The 16,038-nt window shown below is 34.3% G+C and carries 15 protein-coding genes; 12 read left to right on the top strand and 3 right to left on the bottom strand.

Features of this window, described 5'->3' with window-relative positions; genetic code table 11:
• Nucleotides 1–248: 248 nt before the first annotated feature.
• Entirely contained in the window at nt 249–1,187 is a 939-nt protein-coding gene (locus J3U57_RS04180) for a DMT family transporter (protein WP_267343924.1), read from the top strand.
• Between the two features lie 595 nt (nt 1,188–1,782).
• Here J3U57_RS04180 and J3U57_RS04175 read toward each other — a convergent pair.
• Entirely contained in the window at nt 1,783–2,709 is a 927-nt protein-coding gene (locus J3U57_RS04175; RefSeq protein ID WP_267343923.1) for a TIGR01212 family radical SAM protein, read from the bottom strand.
• 850 nt (nt 2,710–3,559) lie between these two features.
• On the opposite strand from J3U57_RS04175, the gene J3U57_RS04170 reads away from it, so the two are divergent.
• The 11 genes from J3U57_RS04170 (at nt 3,560) to J3U57_RS04120 (ending at nt 14,849) form a co-directional block, all read left to right on the top strand.
• Entirely contained in the window at nt 3,560–4,978 is a 1,419-nt protein-coding gene (locus J3U57_RS04170; protein WP_267343922.1) for a hypothetical protein, read from the top strand.
• A gap of 365 nt (nt 4,979–5,343) precedes the next feature.
• Nucleotides 5,344–5,973, top strand: a complete 630-nt coding sequence (locus tag J3U57_RS04165; protein ID WP_267333489.1) for a nitroreductase family protein — start codon at nt 5,344–5,346, stop codon at nt 5,971–5,973.
• 12 nt (nt 5,974–5,985) lie between these two features.
• A complete protein-coding gene (locus tag J3U57_RS04160; protein WP_267333488.1) occupies nt 5,986–7,182 on the top strand; it encodes an FTR1 family iron permease in 1,197 nt (398 codons plus the stop codon).
• 128 nt (nt 7,183–7,310) lie between these two features.
• Nucleotides 7,311–7,874 (top strand): iron transporter, encoded by a 564-nt coding sequence (locus J3U57_RS04155; RefSeq protein ID WP_065634676.1) that lies wholly within the window; start codon nt 7,311–7,313, stop codon nt 7,872–7,874.
• A 102-nt stretch (nt 7,875–7,976) separates the two neighbouring features.
• Nucleotides 7,977–9,227: a Fe-S-containing protein gene (locus J3U57_RS04150; RefSeq protein WP_267333487.1), complete on the top strand. Its 1,251-nt coding sequence runs from the start codon at nt 7,977–7,979 to the stop codon at nt 9,225–9,227.
• A 21-nt stretch (nt 9,228–9,248) separates the two neighbouring features.
• Nucleotides 9,249–10,538, top strand: a complete 1,290-nt coding sequence (locus J3U57_RS04145; RefSeq protein WP_267343921.1) for an ABC transporter permease — start codon at nt 9,249–9,251, stop codon at nt 10,536–10,538.
• A gap of 19 nt (nt 10,539–10,557) precedes the next feature.
• The gene (locus J3U57_RS04140; protein WP_267343920.1) at nt 10,558–11,700 is read left to right on the top strand and encodes an ABC transporter permease; all 1,143 of its coding nucleotides are present in this window, start codon (nt 10,558–10,560) and stop codon (nt 11,698–11,700) included.
• 9 nt (nt 11,701–11,709) lie between these two features.
• Nucleotides 11,710–12,369: an ABC transporter ATP-binding protein gene (locus J3U57_RS04135; protein WP_065634679.1), complete on the top strand. Its 660-nt coding sequence runs from the start codon at nt 11,710–11,712 to the stop codon at nt 12,367–12,369.
• 21 nt (nt 12,370–12,390) lie between these two features.
• Nucleotides 12,391–12,864, top strand: coding sequence for a DUF4418 family protein (locus J3U57_RS04130; RefSeq protein ID WP_267343919.1), 474 nt, complete (start codon nt 12,391–12,393; stop codon nt 12,862–12,864).
• Between the two features lie 108 nt (nt 12,865–12,972).
• Nucleotides 12,973–14,184, top strand: coding sequence for an ABC transporter permease (locus J3U57_RS04125; RefSeq protein WP_267343918.1), 1,212 nt, complete (start codon nt 12,973–12,975; stop codon nt 14,182–14,184).
• Nucleotides 14,184–14,849 (top strand): ABC transporter ATP-binding protein, encoded by a 666-nt coding sequence (locus J3U57_RS04120; RefSeq protein WP_267343917.1) that lies wholly within the window; start codon nt 14,184–14,186, stop codon nt 14,847–14,849. Before J3U57_RS04125 ends, J3U57_RS04120 begins: the two co-directional genes overlap by 1 nt.
• A 28-nt stretch (nt 14,850–14,877) precedes the next feature.
• On the opposite strand, the gene J3U57_RS04115 is transcribed toward J3U57_RS04120, so the two are convergent.
• Together J3U57_RS04115 and J3U57_RS04110 are read right to left on the bottom strand one after the other, a co-directional pair.
• The gene (locus tag J3U57_RS04115; RefSeq protein WP_267343916.1) at nt 14,878–15,459 is read right to left on the bottom strand and encodes a Maf family protein; all 582 of its coding nucleotides are present in this window, start codon (nt 15,457–15,459) and stop codon (nt 14,878–14,880) included.
• Complete coding sequence (locus J3U57_RS04110) at nt 15,456–15,866, bottom strand: GNAT family N-acetyltransferase (RefSeq protein WP_267343915.1); 411 nt, start codon at nt 15,864–15,866, stop codon at nt 15,456–15,458. Before J3U57_RS04110 ends, J3U57_RS04115 begins: the two co-directional genes overlap by 4 nt.
• Nucleotides 15,867–16,038: the final 172 nt, after the last annotated feature.

Here is a 16,038-nt window from a genome sequence, read left to right as displayed (position 1 = left end):
GATTTATCTTGTTTATTCTCAGTTGATCTAAATATCCACTAATTTAGTGAAAGAATTTTAATTGCCAAATATTTAAAAACAAAATAACTCAATCACCATTTGCTTATCGATACAAAGTTAACGAAAGTAAAACGTTTGACCGTAAAAAATGCTTATTAATTCTTGAGATACTTTGATGTTTACAATCTTATGCATTTTATATTATATTGCCAAACCTATTACATATAATCTGGTTAGTAAAATTTAAAATGAATAAGGACGTTTTTTTTAACAATAAATATATTATTTTATTGTTATTTATTGTTGTCTGTTTTACATGGGGAACAACATGGATTGGCATTAAGTTTGCTGTTGAAACCGTTAACCCACTGTTAGCGGCTGGTTTACGTTTTGTTATTGCATTTCCGTTTTTAGTATTAATTACTATTATCGCTAAATCACCAATATTGTTTCCTCGAAAATCATTACATTTTTTCCTGTTATTAACCCTATTTTACTTTACTATTCCTTATTTCTTAATTAGTTTTGGTGAACAGTATGTATCGTCAGGTTTAACATCACTTCTATTTAGTACTATGCCTATTTTTTCTATTATTTTTGCTAAAATAATTTTAAAAGATAAGATTTATTTGAATCAATTAATCGGTATTACAGTAGGCTTTTTGTGCTTAATATATATTTTAGTTTCTGAAGGATTTATTCTTTCGTATACCGATTTTTTAGGTGTTATATCAATACTTTTAGCAGCATTGATGCATGGTTTTTTGTATGTATATTCCAAAAAAGCAGGTGCAGGCATCAATGTATTTACTTTTAATACCTTACCTATCGGCGTCGCTGGAATTGTACTGTGCTTGTTAAGTTTCTTGTTTGAAGAAAACAATTTCCAACTTATTTCTTTAACTAGTTGGCTCGCATTAATTTATTTAGGTATTTTTGCTTCGGTGTTTGGTTTTATCGCTTATTTCTTTTTGTTGAAAAGAATGAGCCCTGTTGTTTTATCATTCATTTTTATTATTTTTCCAGTCGTTGCAATTTTGATTTCCTCTATTTATGAGCATAAAATCATTTCAACCCGTTTTATTATTTGTACAATCATTATGTTATGTGGTTTTGCTATAACTAAATTACCGCTCAGCATTTTTAAAAAGTTAATAACGCGAGGAAAAACAGAAGATAATCAATAAAGATTAACGAATTTTTTCAATAAAATTTGAGATAGTTATACTGCTGGAATTGAAGCATTATACTCATTCGGCCTATGTGCCGAATGTTTTATACCAATTGTTAAACATAATTGCCTTAAGCGGATCTCATTGATTAACAGAAAAAGATAACTCGCCGCCTAGTTATTTTTATGGTGATTGAACTCATTATTTTAACCAACCTAAAATCAATGTTAGGCACCTAGATCTTTATCATCACTATTACCACAAAATTACCGAGTTTATTCATTACAAATGATGATTTTGTGATTGGCGATCTCAAATAAAGTAAAAACCTCAAATTTACTGATACGTTTGTCTATTTTGTCACTTTAACAAAATGATGGGTGTAAACCTGATCCCCGGATTGACTTATTGCATCTATAACGACAATTATTTGACTACACTATGCAGTAATTGCCTATGGGCAATAAATTCACTGTAGCTAATCGTTTTCCATCTATGGTTTACTGATAATTGCTGGCAAAATATTTTACAATTAATTAATAGCAATATTTTCGGTTAGTAAATCACTTAATGCATGTTTAACTATCTGGATATTATCCATTAAACTCTTTTATGCTTTAAAACAATAACTGTCACCAATGGCACTTCCTTGCACGCCAAATTGACGTAAATTTTGATCGACAGCATTCATCGATTGCCAATGGTTTTCACACCAATCAGGGGCAAGTAAGGTCGGTTTTCTGGCGTTAGCCGAGATGCGGTGATATAAAATATCCGCTGGGGTTTGCCTGATAACATCACCTGCAATATCGACATACTGCTCCAAAGATAATACATCAAGCCGGCCTGCACGCCACGCTTTAGCCATAATACTGCCTTCGACAATATGTAACGGATGCAGTTTTAAACCATCCACACCAGAATTAAGTACTTGATCTAAAGTCACTAAATTATCTTGTTTACTCTCTTTTGGTAAACCAATAATTAAATGGGTACACACTTTAATACCCAGCTTACGTGCTTTTTGTACTGTTTGCTGATAATCATTAAAGGTATGTCCACGATTAATTGCATGCAACGTTTTATCATGTGCGGTTTGTAAACCTAGCTCTAGCCAAACTTCATAGCCTTTAGCTTGATAATTAGCTAATAAATTAAGTGCTTCATTGGGTACACAATCAGGGCGGGTTCCCACACAAAGCCCAACAATATCAGCACTATTTAGCGCCTCTTCATACATATTTTTTAAGATTTCAACTTCGGCATAAGTACTGGTATAAGCTTGAAAGTAGGCAAGGTAACGTTTCGATTTTTTCATTTGCTGAGCTTGTGAAGTTAACTGATCTGCAATCGACTTAACTTGAATTGACTCATCAATAATGGAGGCGACATTACAAAATGTACACCCTCCTTGACCAATAGTACCGTCACGGTTAGGACAGGTAAATCCACCATGTAACGTGAGTTTGTAAATTTTTTCACCATAACGTCGCTGCAAATCAGCGCCAAAGGTATTAACCACTAAATGTAATTGCATAACAAACCCAAAATAAAAATTTTGCCCATTCTACGAAGATAGCTATTGAACATCAAGATATAACAAAAATCCCAATGTAATAATCTGGTTAGCTCTAACCCATTTTACTTAACCAATGAGCGTTACTTAAAGCTTGTGTCAAAGGCAGATTTGAGTTTATTTAGATAATATAATCAGTATTAAAAACAAAGAATTTTTATAAATCAATTAAAAAAGTCACAAATGAGATTTATAAGTACAGAAACGTGAGGAGTTCGTTATGGCTTTATAATACAACGAGTTAACCAATATATTGCTTGCTGTTACTAACGATGTTAAACATTTTATTCATCGAAAAAGTTCATTAACAATATAAGTCTTAAAATTAAAAATTTTTTAACTAATCAATATGAAATAAAGCCAATTATCGAATTATATGAATAATAAGGTAGATTACAAAATAGCTTACAAATTTTTACACAAAAGTTTATTACAATAAATTTAGTTTGATTTATGATAGTTCAAAATGATTATTTAATTATTTTGTATTAAAACGATAATATTGCCTTCAATTTACTTACTTGAATTTTCATAAGAAATATTAAATAAATATACTGATTGGGAAAAGTATGATAAAATATATTCAAAATCGGGCATCGGGCATCGGGCATCGGGCATCGGGCATCGGGCATCGGGCATCGGGCATCGGGCATCGGGCATCGTTAATTTTGATGATTTAATCTTTTTAGTAATTTGTCGTAATCAAATTGTTAAAACAACAAATTTTCATTCCTCTTTCAACACATTAGCATTCTCAGTTAGTTGGTCTACCCTTAAAATAGTTTCACTTGTTATTTGTTTTTGTTTATGGATGTTTAATACGCCAATTGTCGATGCATTAACCGCTAAAACTTCTTCCACTATCAGAGGATCTTCTCCATTCATTTTATTTAACGGTATTAATGATAATTTATTAACTATCAAAATTGGTAATGATGTTTATTTAAGTGATCCAGCTGGAAATATGATGAAATTAAACGAAAATGGTAATTGGGATAGAGTCCAAGCCATTTATTTTAATAATCCAGGTGATACCTTTAAAAGTGTTCAAACCATTGTAACACCCGATACGGTAAACTATACTTTAGGCACCAATTTAGCACAAGATATTGATGGTGATGGCGATTTTACAATATCAGGTGCGATAAATGCCAATTGGCAAGATAAAAATGGTTTACAATTACAAGCCTCTGATTTAAATGAATTACCTTCAAAATGTTTTGCCCCTTATAAACTGACCATAACAATTGATTCGAATGATGGTGTTCAACTAAAAACTGCTTTTGGAATTCCAAATCAAAAAACGTATGTAAAAGACTCTGCTGTATATTATATCTATCCTCATGATACTCAGCCATATGCTTGTTATGCTAGGCCGGGTAGTATGGAAAATAGCACGGGTATTTTTGCTGGTCCAATCAATATGTGGGATACATCAAAAGGATTTATAACACAATCGGGTTTATCAAGAAATTTTAATCAAAATTTCCCTACTTTAGCTGGAAATGGTGTGTATTTCGATTTATTAATAACCAATGGGATGGATAATTTAAATTGGCCAACAGTAAAAGTGGGTGATATTACTGCAACTGTAAGTAATATTACAAAAGACAGTGTAAGGGTAACATTAAATGGGCCTGCACCGACCTCTAGTGAACATGGTGCAACTGCACGTAAACCCTCGGTGTTACCTGCGAATTTTAAAATACAAGGTAATTTGAATGGTGTGAAGGTGGTTGAATATGGATTTGAATTACAAAAATGGTTTGTTGTTCGCGATAAAGATAAACTAGAAACGAGTGCTGGACAAGCTAACTGGTGTTTTGCGCTTGATGGTCAACCAGGTCGCCAAGAAACAATAACGGCTCAAGAATATCGTTTACCCGATCCGGTTGACTTTACGACTGCATCTGGTTCTTTCATGTTTGAAGGTGTAACAAGATATATATCTGGGTTAAATAATCCGAATATTCAAACAACAACAGATGGTGGGCGTTATTGGCGTCATATTAATGGTGGTGTTTTTAGTGAATGGGGAAATTTAACCAATTACGGTTTAAATGTTAATTTAGATAATTATTATTGGACAGGTAGAAGGCTTCAACAAAAAACTATTGATGATTGGGACTATTTAGTTGTTCGTCCAAGAGATGGAAATATATCGGCGCAGTTAGGTCAAACAATTATTTATTCTACTTTTTGTTTTACCCCAGATTGGATGGATTGGTAATTCAATAGTTATGTTATTTCTTTTAATTTAGCTAATTTAGTTACATTATCTATCGGTTTATTTGCGACGTTATACCAATTTTTGCATAGCAAAAATTGGTATAAAAGCCATATTGGCGTCGGAGCAAATCGCAAATTAAGGTTAAAATATAACCAATTTAAGTATTGATAGGTATAAGTAAAACATTGAAAATCAAATCAAATAAAAATTCCCACTGAAATATGAAGTTATCTTATTAAAAATAAATTATAACTATTTTTTGATTGTCAAATGATAATTATTATTATTTGTTGTTGATCATTAACATTATTAGCAATAAGATATCGCAATCATTACAAGTTAGCTAGAGGTGGACTGTGCCTTGCATGATGCGCAAATTAGTTATTGTTTTATTGTCATCAATATTTTCAATATCGTTATGTTATGGAGATATTTCTTTACCCAATCCTCAAACCAAAGATGGAATGGGGCTATTTGAAAGTCTAAAAAAACGAGCTTCAACCCCCGGTGGTGGTTTTCCTATAGGTAATTTATCCGATGATGAATTATCCACAGTGCTTTGGGCTGCAAGTGGCTTAAATCGTGGTAAAACAGGGTGGACGGTACCAATGGCGAATGGTAAAGCGCCTTATGTTCGTTTGTATGTTGCTAGTGAAAAAGGGACCTTTTTATATGAATGGGATGGTCAATATTTACGTGAAATTAATAATAAAGACATCCGTGCCGATATTGCGATGCAAAACTTTACCAAGCGTGCAGCTTATTCTTTAATTTTTGTGTTCGATCAAAACTCCCTTACAGATACGCCAGCAGATCAAGCTAATGATTTTGCCCAAATAGCTGTGGGTGCAATGAGTCAAAACATCTACCTTAGTGCTGCTGCGTTAAAATTAAGCGCCAGATATATCCATTCTATTAAACCAGATGCCATATCCCAAGCGTTGCAATTGCCTGAAAATAGTAAACCAATTGGTATTATGTTACTAGGAAAATAAAAGGAATAAAAAGTGAAACGATTTCTTGCAGTAGTATTGTTGATAATTACAAGTGTGATTGTTTTTGCTCCCTCTTCTTACGCTGCTGAAAAAAAATATCAAAGCTGGAATGCTATCATTGATGAAATGGATAGCATACTCAATGATTCCTACGATATCTATTTTATGAAAGACAGTGATAGAGCAAAAGAGCGCGTAAATAACGCCTATTTTGGTTTTTATGAAAAGCATGGTGTCGAAAGGGCTGTGATGTCATATATTTCTGGCAAACGTGGTACCGATACCGAATACCAATTTGCTAAAATAAAACGTTTAATGACTGATGGTGCACCAAATAAAACAGTACGAGCAGAAATCGACGTTTTATTAAAAATGCTACATGAAGATGCCAATGAGCTCGATGGTAAAAAAGAGAGCGGTTGGAGTATTTTATTAGCTTCATTTATTATTATTTTCCGTGAAGGATTAGAGGCTATTTTAGTTATTGCTGCTATATCGGCCTATTTAGTGCGTTCAGGCAACTTACCTATGGTTAAAGTTGTTTACATGAGCTCGTTATTTGCAATATTTGCCAGTGTTTTAGCGGCAATTGCGCTTCACTCTATTTTTGATATTAGTGGCGCTAATCAAGAAATGATAGAAGGTGTTGCAATGTTACTTGCCACCGTCGTGCTATTTTTTGTCAGTAATTGGATGTTTTCAAAGGCTGAAGCAAAAGCATGGAAAAACTATGTTGAAGGTAAAGTGCAAACGGCAGTTTCATCGGGTAGTCGTTTTGCATTGGGATTTGCCGCCTTTTTAGCTGTTTTCCGTGAAGGTGCTGAAACTATTTTATTTTACCAAGCAATGTTGGCTGAAGCTAAAGATCATATGGATATGGTGTGGTATGGTTTAGCTGTAGGTTGTATTGTGCTTGCTATTATCTTTATGCTAATTCGTTTTGGTACCATGAAATTACCAATTAGACCATTTTTTATTGGCACAAGTACACTAATGTATATTATGGCTATAGCTTTTGCTGGAGGTGGAGTAAAAGAGTTACAAGAAGCCGATATAATTCCTGTAACGCCGGTTGATTTTGTGCATTCAATCGATATTTTAGGGATTTATCCAACCATTGAAACGTTAATACCACAAATATTTATGATATTAGTTGTTATCATATCAGTGGTTTATTTAAAAGCTAAACATAATAAACAAAACGTTTGATCCATTTAATTTGTTGCTTAAAAGTTGGTTAGATGTTGATTAATGATATTTCGAAGTCAATTTAAATAGCAAAGAAAGTAGTGATTGCTTTAATGATAAGTAATTAAATAAAAGTAAAGGAGTTTTCAATGAAAAAATTAGTACTAGTTGCGGGTATTTCGTCAATACTTGCATTATCATCTGTTGCGTATGCAGCAGCACCTGCTCCAGGTGAACAAAAAGGTTTTGAAGAGTTTCCAATCGGTGATGAAGTGACAGTTGGACCATTACATATTGGTGCGGTTTATTTTCAACCTGTAGATATGGAGCCAGCTGGCATGGGTGGTTTACCTGCATCAAAATCTGATATGCACATTGAAGCAGATATTTCAGCAGCAGAAGGCAATAAACTTGGTTATGGTGTTGGCGATTTTGTTCCTTACTTAACGGTTAAATATAAGATCCAAAAACAAGGTAGTGATAAAGCCATCGAAGGTAACTTTATGCCAATGAACGCATCAGATGGTCCGCATTATGGTAACAATATTAAACTTGATGGTGCAGGTAAATATAAAGTCACATTTACTATCGAAAATCCAGAAAAACAAGGTTATTTATTGCATGTAGATAAAGAAACCGGAGTCGAAGGACGTTTTTGGACTAAACCAATTGAAGTTTCTTGGGATTTTGATTATATTCCTCGAGCATGGTAATGATATTTAAAAAATAGTATCAGTTATACTTAATATTTTGTAGTATTTATTATGGCGAGGTTTTCACTCGCCATAATAGGTTGTAACCATTAGGCAATTAATATGCTTCAATACCTTATAAAAATCACCGATAATACTTTTGTTCCCATTGTTGTATTAGCACTGTTAAGTGCGATGATAGTTAGAGCAATACCTAATTATAATAACAAAATTTTTACCTTCGGTTTTATAATAGGACTACTTGCAGCATTAATTTATGCTATTTTGAAGCGAAATACAGGTTTTGCTGTTCGTGAGTTTTATGACCTTGGCATCATCACCTTGTGGATGATAATTGCGATACCGTTGTTTATCTGCGCAATACTAAAAACACCAATCAATTGCCAGCTCGGCAAAATTTTATTTACCCTACTATCTGTGCTTGCTATTGGATTAATTGCTGCACAATTTTTACCGAATTTAATGCTTTATCCCTTCGAATTTTCAGTTGGGATGGAGTCTATCTTTAATAACGATTATTTATTCAAATGGGTTGGTTATTGCTTTGCTTTACTCATTGCTGGATTAATCGCTGTATTTACCTTCCGTCTATGTAGGCGTTTATCAAATAAATTCGTTCAAACAACAATTCTGATCGCTTTGCTTATATTTACGATTCAAAATAGTATCAATCTGATCCAAATTTTAATTGTAAGGCGATTTATTAAACCACAAAAATGGATGATGGAATTGGTGATTTTTGTATTAGGTCACGTTAATTTCTTTATCTTTATTTTTATGGCAATAGTGTTGTTATTAGCCATAGCGTTATATATCCAATCCAAAACAACGTCATTAGTTGGCAGCAATCCAGCGCAAATTCGTAAACTTAACGCACAGTTACGTAGTGATAGACGCACTTCGTTATTACTAATTGCTGGTGCAGCAATAACTGCTTATACGGTAACAAGAGCACGTTACATTTTTGAAAAAGGTGTTGAACTTACGCCTGCTGAACCAGTTTCACCTAATGCGGATGGTTTAATTGTTATTCCATTAGATAATGTCAATGATGGTAATTTACATCGATATGGTTACAAGGCTACCGATGGTACATTAGTTCGTTTTATTGTGATTAAAAAAAGCGAAAACGCCTATGGTGTGGGTTTTGATGCCTGTGATATTTGCGGTGCAAGTGGTTACTATCAACGCGGTAATCAAGTTGTCTGTATTTTATGTGATGTGGTGATGAATATTGCAACGATTGGTTTTTCAGGTGGTTGTAATCCTGTTCCACTTAAGTATGAAATTATTAATGGGAATATGGTTATTCGTCCCGCAAACCTAGAAGCGGAAAAAGCACGCTTTAAGTAAAGGTTACCAAAGGAAGAGTTTATGTTTCTCAGAATGTTAATTAGTGTATTAGTGCGTCAAAAAAAGAAATTATTTTTAATTGCTTTGACAGTAGCACTCGGTGTTTCACTTGCAACAGCCATGTTAAATGTTATGTTTGATGTTGGTGATAAAGTGAATCAAGAGTTAAAGGCTTATGGTGCTAATTTAAATATTGTCCCACGCGGAACAGCGCTTGTTAGTGAAATGTACCAACTCGACGATAATAATGGCAAACAACAAGCTATGCAGTACATTAAACAAGATGATTTAGTCAAAATTAAGATGATCTTCTGGGCTTATAACATTGTCGATTTTGCTCCCTATCTTACAGCTCAAGCCAATTTGAATGGTAAACCTATTACCATTGTGGGCACTTGGTTTAATAAACACCTGACTATTCCAACTGGGGATGAAGTTGATACCGGTATGTTAGCCATGAAATCATGGTGGACAATTGAAGGTAACACCATGAAAGATGATAATTTACAAGGTGTCATGGTGGGCGAAACTGTCGCTAAACAGTGGAATTTAAAGTTAGGTGATACCATCAATATTACCTCTCCACAAACAAATAATTCATTAACGTTAACAGTTAATAATATTTTCCACAGTGGTGGAGTAGAAGATTCACAGCTCTATGTCTCCCTGCCGGTGGTCCAAAAGTTAGCAAATAAAGAAGGGCTTGTTGAACGAGTTGAAGTGAGTGCATTAACCACACCAGAAAACGAATTGGCACGTAAAGCAGCACAAGATCCAAATAGTTTATCAAGAACTGAATGGGATACTTGGTATTGTACCGCTTACATTAGTTCAATTGCTTATCAACTTGAAGAATTAATGCCTGATGTTCGGGTTAAAGCGATTATGCAAGTCGCTGAATCTGAAGGTTCTATACTGCAAAAAACACAATTACTTATGTTGCTATTAACCATTTTATCGTTAATTTGCTCGGCGTTGGCGATTTCAAATTTAGTTACTGCCAATGTTATTGAGCGAAGCACTGAAATTGGTTTACTTAAAGCATTAGGGGCAACAAATACAGCGGTCGCAATGCTGATATTAACTGAAATATTGATTATTGCCTTGTTAGGTGGAGTTTTTGGTTACTTTATTGGCTTGGGGTTTGCTCAAATTATTGGTCACACGGTATTTGGTTCATTTGTCGAGCCGAAAATGATTATTATTCCGTTAGTATTAATTATGGTCGGTTTAATTACCTTTGTCGGTAGTTTACCCGCTTTACGAATAATGATGTTTTTACGTCCAACAGATGTATTACATGGTCGATAAGAACAAAGGTAACTCGCTTATGATGAATAAAAATAGACGCTTTATTATCAAAACCATTTTTAGCTCACTCATTCGTCGCCGATCGCGAATTATGATTGCATTGCTAGGGGTTGCTATCGGTGCTACCGTTTTACTTGGAATGATAACATTATGCTATGATATTCCGCGTCAAATGGGGCAAGAGTTTCGTTCTTATGGCGCAAATTTATTATTTATGCCCGCTAATAATCAACCGACTATGCCACTTGCTGATGTGAAACAAGCAGTAAATTTACTTCCTCAAGACAAGCTTTTAGGCGTCACGCCTTTCCGTTATGATGCTATTCGTAGCAATCAGCATCCTTATACGATTGTGGGTACTAACTTCGAACAAGTGACCAAAACTAGCCCTTATTGGCAAATCGAAGGAAGCATACCTAAAAATCCGAATGAAATCATGATTGGTACCGATATTGCTAATTTTACCAAACTGAAAATTGGCAGTACGATGCCGATTTCGGGTAAATCTAAACAAGATTCGCGCTTTGATGAAGATCTTAAAATTACAGGCATTATTAAAACAGGGCGAGCCGAAGATGGATTTATATTTATTGATTTACATGATTTAGAAGTGCTACTTGAAGAATCCGATCAGGCTGAAGTGGTTGAAGTGAGTATAACTGCTACTGAAGCAGAATTAAAACGCTATGTTGAAACAATCAAAAGCCACATTAATACTATCGATCCCCATTTAATAAAATGGGTAACACAATCAGAGTCTTCAGTTTTAGGTAAACTCTCATCATTACTTTATTTGGTCACTTTTGTGGTGTTAGTGCTTACTATGATTTGCGTTGCGACAACGATGATGACTGTTGTGATGGAGCGCCGTAAAGAAATTGGACTCAAAAAAGCAATTGGGGCAAATAATCAAAGCATAGCTAAAGAGTTTTTAGCTGAAGGGTTGGTATTAGGTATCATTGGTGGCATGATAGGTGTAGTTTGTGGGCTTGTTTTTGCACAAGTTATTAGTACTAATGTCTTTGGGCGATCAATAATTATTGAGTTTTATCTTATTCCAACAACAATTATTATTTCTGCTCTTGTTACGGTAATAGCATGTTTAATTCCGGTAAAACGTGCTCTTGAAGTTGAACCCGCACTCGTATTGCGAGGTGAATAGGATCTAAGTATGAATATACTCGAAGTAAAGAATGTATCAAAAATATATGGCTCACTACATGCACTTTCAGACGTGAATTTAGCTGTTGAGGAAGGTAAATGGTTATCTATTATGGGACCTTCAGGTAGTGGTAAAACGACATTGATGAATATTATCGGTTGTATGGATAAACCGTCATTAGGCTCAGTAATTTTTGATGGGCAAGATATTACCCAGCTTTCTCTACCCCAGTTGACCGAAATCCGTCGTGATAAAATTGGATTGATTTTCCAACAATTTCATCTGGTTTCATACTTAACAGCGTTAGAAAACGTAATGGTAGCGCAGTATTATCATAGTATGGTTGACGAAAAAGAAGCATTACAGGCTCTAGAGCGCGTTGGTTTAGCGGCCAGAGCAAAACATTTACCTAGACAATTATCAGGCGGTGAACAGCAACGTGTTTGTATTGCTCGAGCATTAATTAACTATCCTAAACTAATTTTAGCCGATGAACCAACCGGTAATTTAGATGAAAACAATGAAGCAATGGTTATGAATTTATTACATCAACTGCATGAAGAAGGGAGCACTATTATAGTGGTGACTCACTCACCTGAGGTATCTCGGCATGCTCAAACTACAGTTGTACTTGAACACGGTAAAGTGGCAAGTATTATTGATAATTAACCATTAAATGAGGTTTATTATATGAAAAATCGCATGATTTCATCCCTGTTTTTTATCATGCTAGGCGTATTATTGATATTGTTTCCAATGTATATTTTACCTGTTTGCCCATTACCAGAACCTTCAGCTATGCCGGTTGATGCAATGAGCCAAGCAGCAGGTAGTGAACATATGCATAGTGCACCCGCTAAAATTATGAGATGTTTTTGGACCTTAAGAGCAGAACTTGGCATCGGTAGTTTAGTCATAGCCGTTGGAGTTTTAATGCTATTTAGCCGCACGATATTTGTCCGTATGGGATTAACAATGTCATTAGCTTGCATCTCGTTATTAGCAGCCGCGATTCCAACTATTTTAATTGGTGTTTGCCCTAACGAGATGATGCGATGCAATATGGGCGCTAAACCTGCTTTGGTTTTACTCTCTGGATTATCATTTGTGGTATCAATCATCAATTTAGTCTATTTAAATAAAATATCCAAAAGATACGAGTAACAAATAAGCTAGCAAAATCATGACTAGTTTAAACAAGTTAACGCTTAGAATTTATCATTATAAATATTAATAGATAAATAAAGAGCTCAATAATTGCAGGAAATTAACATGCAAGAAAAGCCGATTACTATTTCTCATTTAGCATGGAAAAATATTCAAAGACGACCTTTTCGTAGTTGTTGTTTGATTATTGTTATTACCCTTTTTTCAGCCACACTATTTGGTGGCAGTGTATTAATGAAAAATCTTAGTCAAGGCATTTCAGGCATGGCCGATCGGTTAGGGGCTGATATTCTTATTGTGCCTTATGGTTATGAAAAGAATATGGAAGTTGCTTTATTACGGGGTGAGCCAAGTAGTTTTTATCTAAAAGTGGATTTAATTGATAAAATTAAAAATATTAAAGGGATTGAAGCTATTTCACCGCAGCTTTTTATTGCTTCATTGAATGCGGGATGTTGTACGACTAAAGTACAATTAATTGGCTTTGATGAGCAAAGTGATTTTGTTATTAAACCATGGTTACAAACCCAACTAAGCCAGCCATTAACCGACAATCAAGTTGTTGTGGGTGCTAAAATTACTTCACAAGTAGGAGATGAGATCCTATTTTTCAATCAGCCTTTTAAAATAGCAGCTAAAATGGATAGCACAGGCATGGGTTTTGACACTTCAGTTTTTATGACAATGTCAGCTGCGCAAAAACTAATGAAAGAGGCTAAATTAATAGAAGGTGATGTTGATCATTTTACTGATTATGCTTCTTCTATCTTTATTAAAGTGAATCATGACTATCAACCTAAAGATATTATCAATCAAATCATGCCAAAATTTGCTATGGACTATAATATCGATTTTGTCATAACTAAAGGTATGTTAAGTAATATTGCAAAATGGTTAAGTGGATTTTCAACTATTGTGTACAGTTTATCGGCTATTTTTTGGGTGTTAGCTATTATTGTGATCTTTGTTATTTTTTCATCCTCATTAAACGAACGTAAACGCGAGATCAGTTTATTACGCATACTTGGGGCATCACGCCGTGATTTGATTAAAATGTTATTAAAAGAGTCATTAATAATTAGTGCATTAGGTGGTATTGCTGGCATTGTGATTGCTGCTATATTGATTTATGCTTTTAGTTTATTAATTTGTCAATCAATTGGTTTGCCATGTGTCAATATTTCGTTATTTGATGCAATAATATATGCCGTAATTGTGTTTATTCTCACAGTGATTATTGGTCCGCTATCTTGTATTTATTCTGCCTTATCTATGACTAAATTTGATACTTACAGCACTTTAAGAGAGGGGGAATAATGTTACTTAGCGTTAAAAATCTGCGAAAAGATTATCGTCGCGCACAACAAACTTTTTCAGCTGTGGATAATATTAGCTTCAATATGGAACAGGGTGATTTTGTTTGTATTATGGGTAAATCCGGTAGTGGTAAAACGACTTTACTTAATATGATTGCAGGGTTACTGACGCCAACTCAGGGCAAAATTACCATTAATGATACTAATCTTTTTGAACTTAATGATGAGCAAGTTTCAGCATTTCGAAATCAGAATATTGGTTATATTCCTCAAGGCAGTAGTTTATTACCTAATTTGACTGCGCTTGAAAATATACGATTACCTTTTTATCTAACTAAGCGCGCCAATCAAACAAGCCTAACTTATGCACAACAACTGTTAGAGAAAGCAAACGTGAGCCATCTGCAAGATGCTTATCCAGCAAATATGTCTGGTGGTGAAATGCGGCGTATTGCTATTTTACGTGCTTTGATTTGTCAGCCACAAATCGTGATTGCTGACGAACCCACAAGTGATTTAGATGACGAAAGCTCGACTGAAATTATGCAACTATTAACCGAAATTCATCAGCAAGGAACAGCGCTATTAATTGTGACACATGACCATGATGTTGCAAATTATAGCCAAAAAATAATGAAAATGGCAGCTGGTCGATTGGTCGAATAGTTTGCATATATAACATAAAATATGTGTATTACATGAAAAGTGGATTGCAGCCCATTTCTATCATGATTTTATTGAGCTTTAATAGTGGCAATCCCACCAATGAATTAATATCATCACCTTCTAACTTATCAAATAACGTAATCCCTAATTCATCGCATTTAAAGCTTCCGGCACATTGTAGTGGCATTTCTTTTGCTATATAGGCATTAATTTCTGCATCGGTTAAATGGCGGAACGTCACTTTAAAAGGTTCACATATTGTGTTCGATTGTCCACTAGCGGTGTTAATAACCGTCATACCCGTGTAAAAATAGAAGGATTTACCACTACTGTTACGTAATTGTTGGCGGGCGTTTTCAACAGTATGGGGTTTACAAACAATTTTATCCTCTAAAACTCCCACTTGATCAGATCCTATGATTAAACAATTAGGATATTGAGTTATCAATGATTGTGCTTTAAGTTTTGATAGGCGTATGACTAGTTGTTCTGCTGATTCATTCGGTAATGGCGTTTCATCACAAATAGGTGGAACACATTGAAAAGCAATAGCTAACTTTTCTAATACTTTTTTTCGAGAAAGTGACGTTGATGCTAAGATTATTCTCATTTAAGTTCTTCTTTTATTATCCAAGCTGAGGGATGGCAATTAAAACCGATATGACCGTAATACTCTACCGCTTGCGGTGCTGCCAGCAAAGTAATCGCACAATCTAAACCTGTATAATTTTGTACCTCTTTGATTAATTGTTTACCAATACCTTGTTTTTGGTATCTATTATCAACTGCAAGATCAGCTAAATAAGTAATATAAACAAAATCGGTTAAGCAACGGGCAATACCAACAAGGGTATCCTTATCCCATGCAGTAACAATTAGATTTGCATTATCTAACATAGCTTGAAACCGCTTATGATCATCAATAGGGCGGCGTTCACCTAAACTGCAATTATTATATAGCGTAATAGCTTGTGTTAATGTGGGTTTAATATTACATCTGTAAATGATATTAGTCATATGCTTCCAATTTTAATTCGATCATACGTAGATAATGATAACGACTTATGATTTAGAGAGTTAACTAAGTAATTATCATTAACCATTGATTGCTTGTTATGTTATCGCTTTATTATTTAACAATCAATTAACTAAACCAGCTTAAAGTTTAAAGTAACATCTACACTGTTAT

The organism is Gilliamella sp. B3464, assembly GCF_026536145.1.
Taxonomy (GTDB): Bacteria; Pseudomonadota; Gammaproteobacteria; order Enterobacterales; family Orbaceae; genus Gilliamella.
The sequence above is the reverse complement of the archived record's forward strand: the minus strand, read 5'-3'. Positions and strand labels throughout refer to the sequence as shown.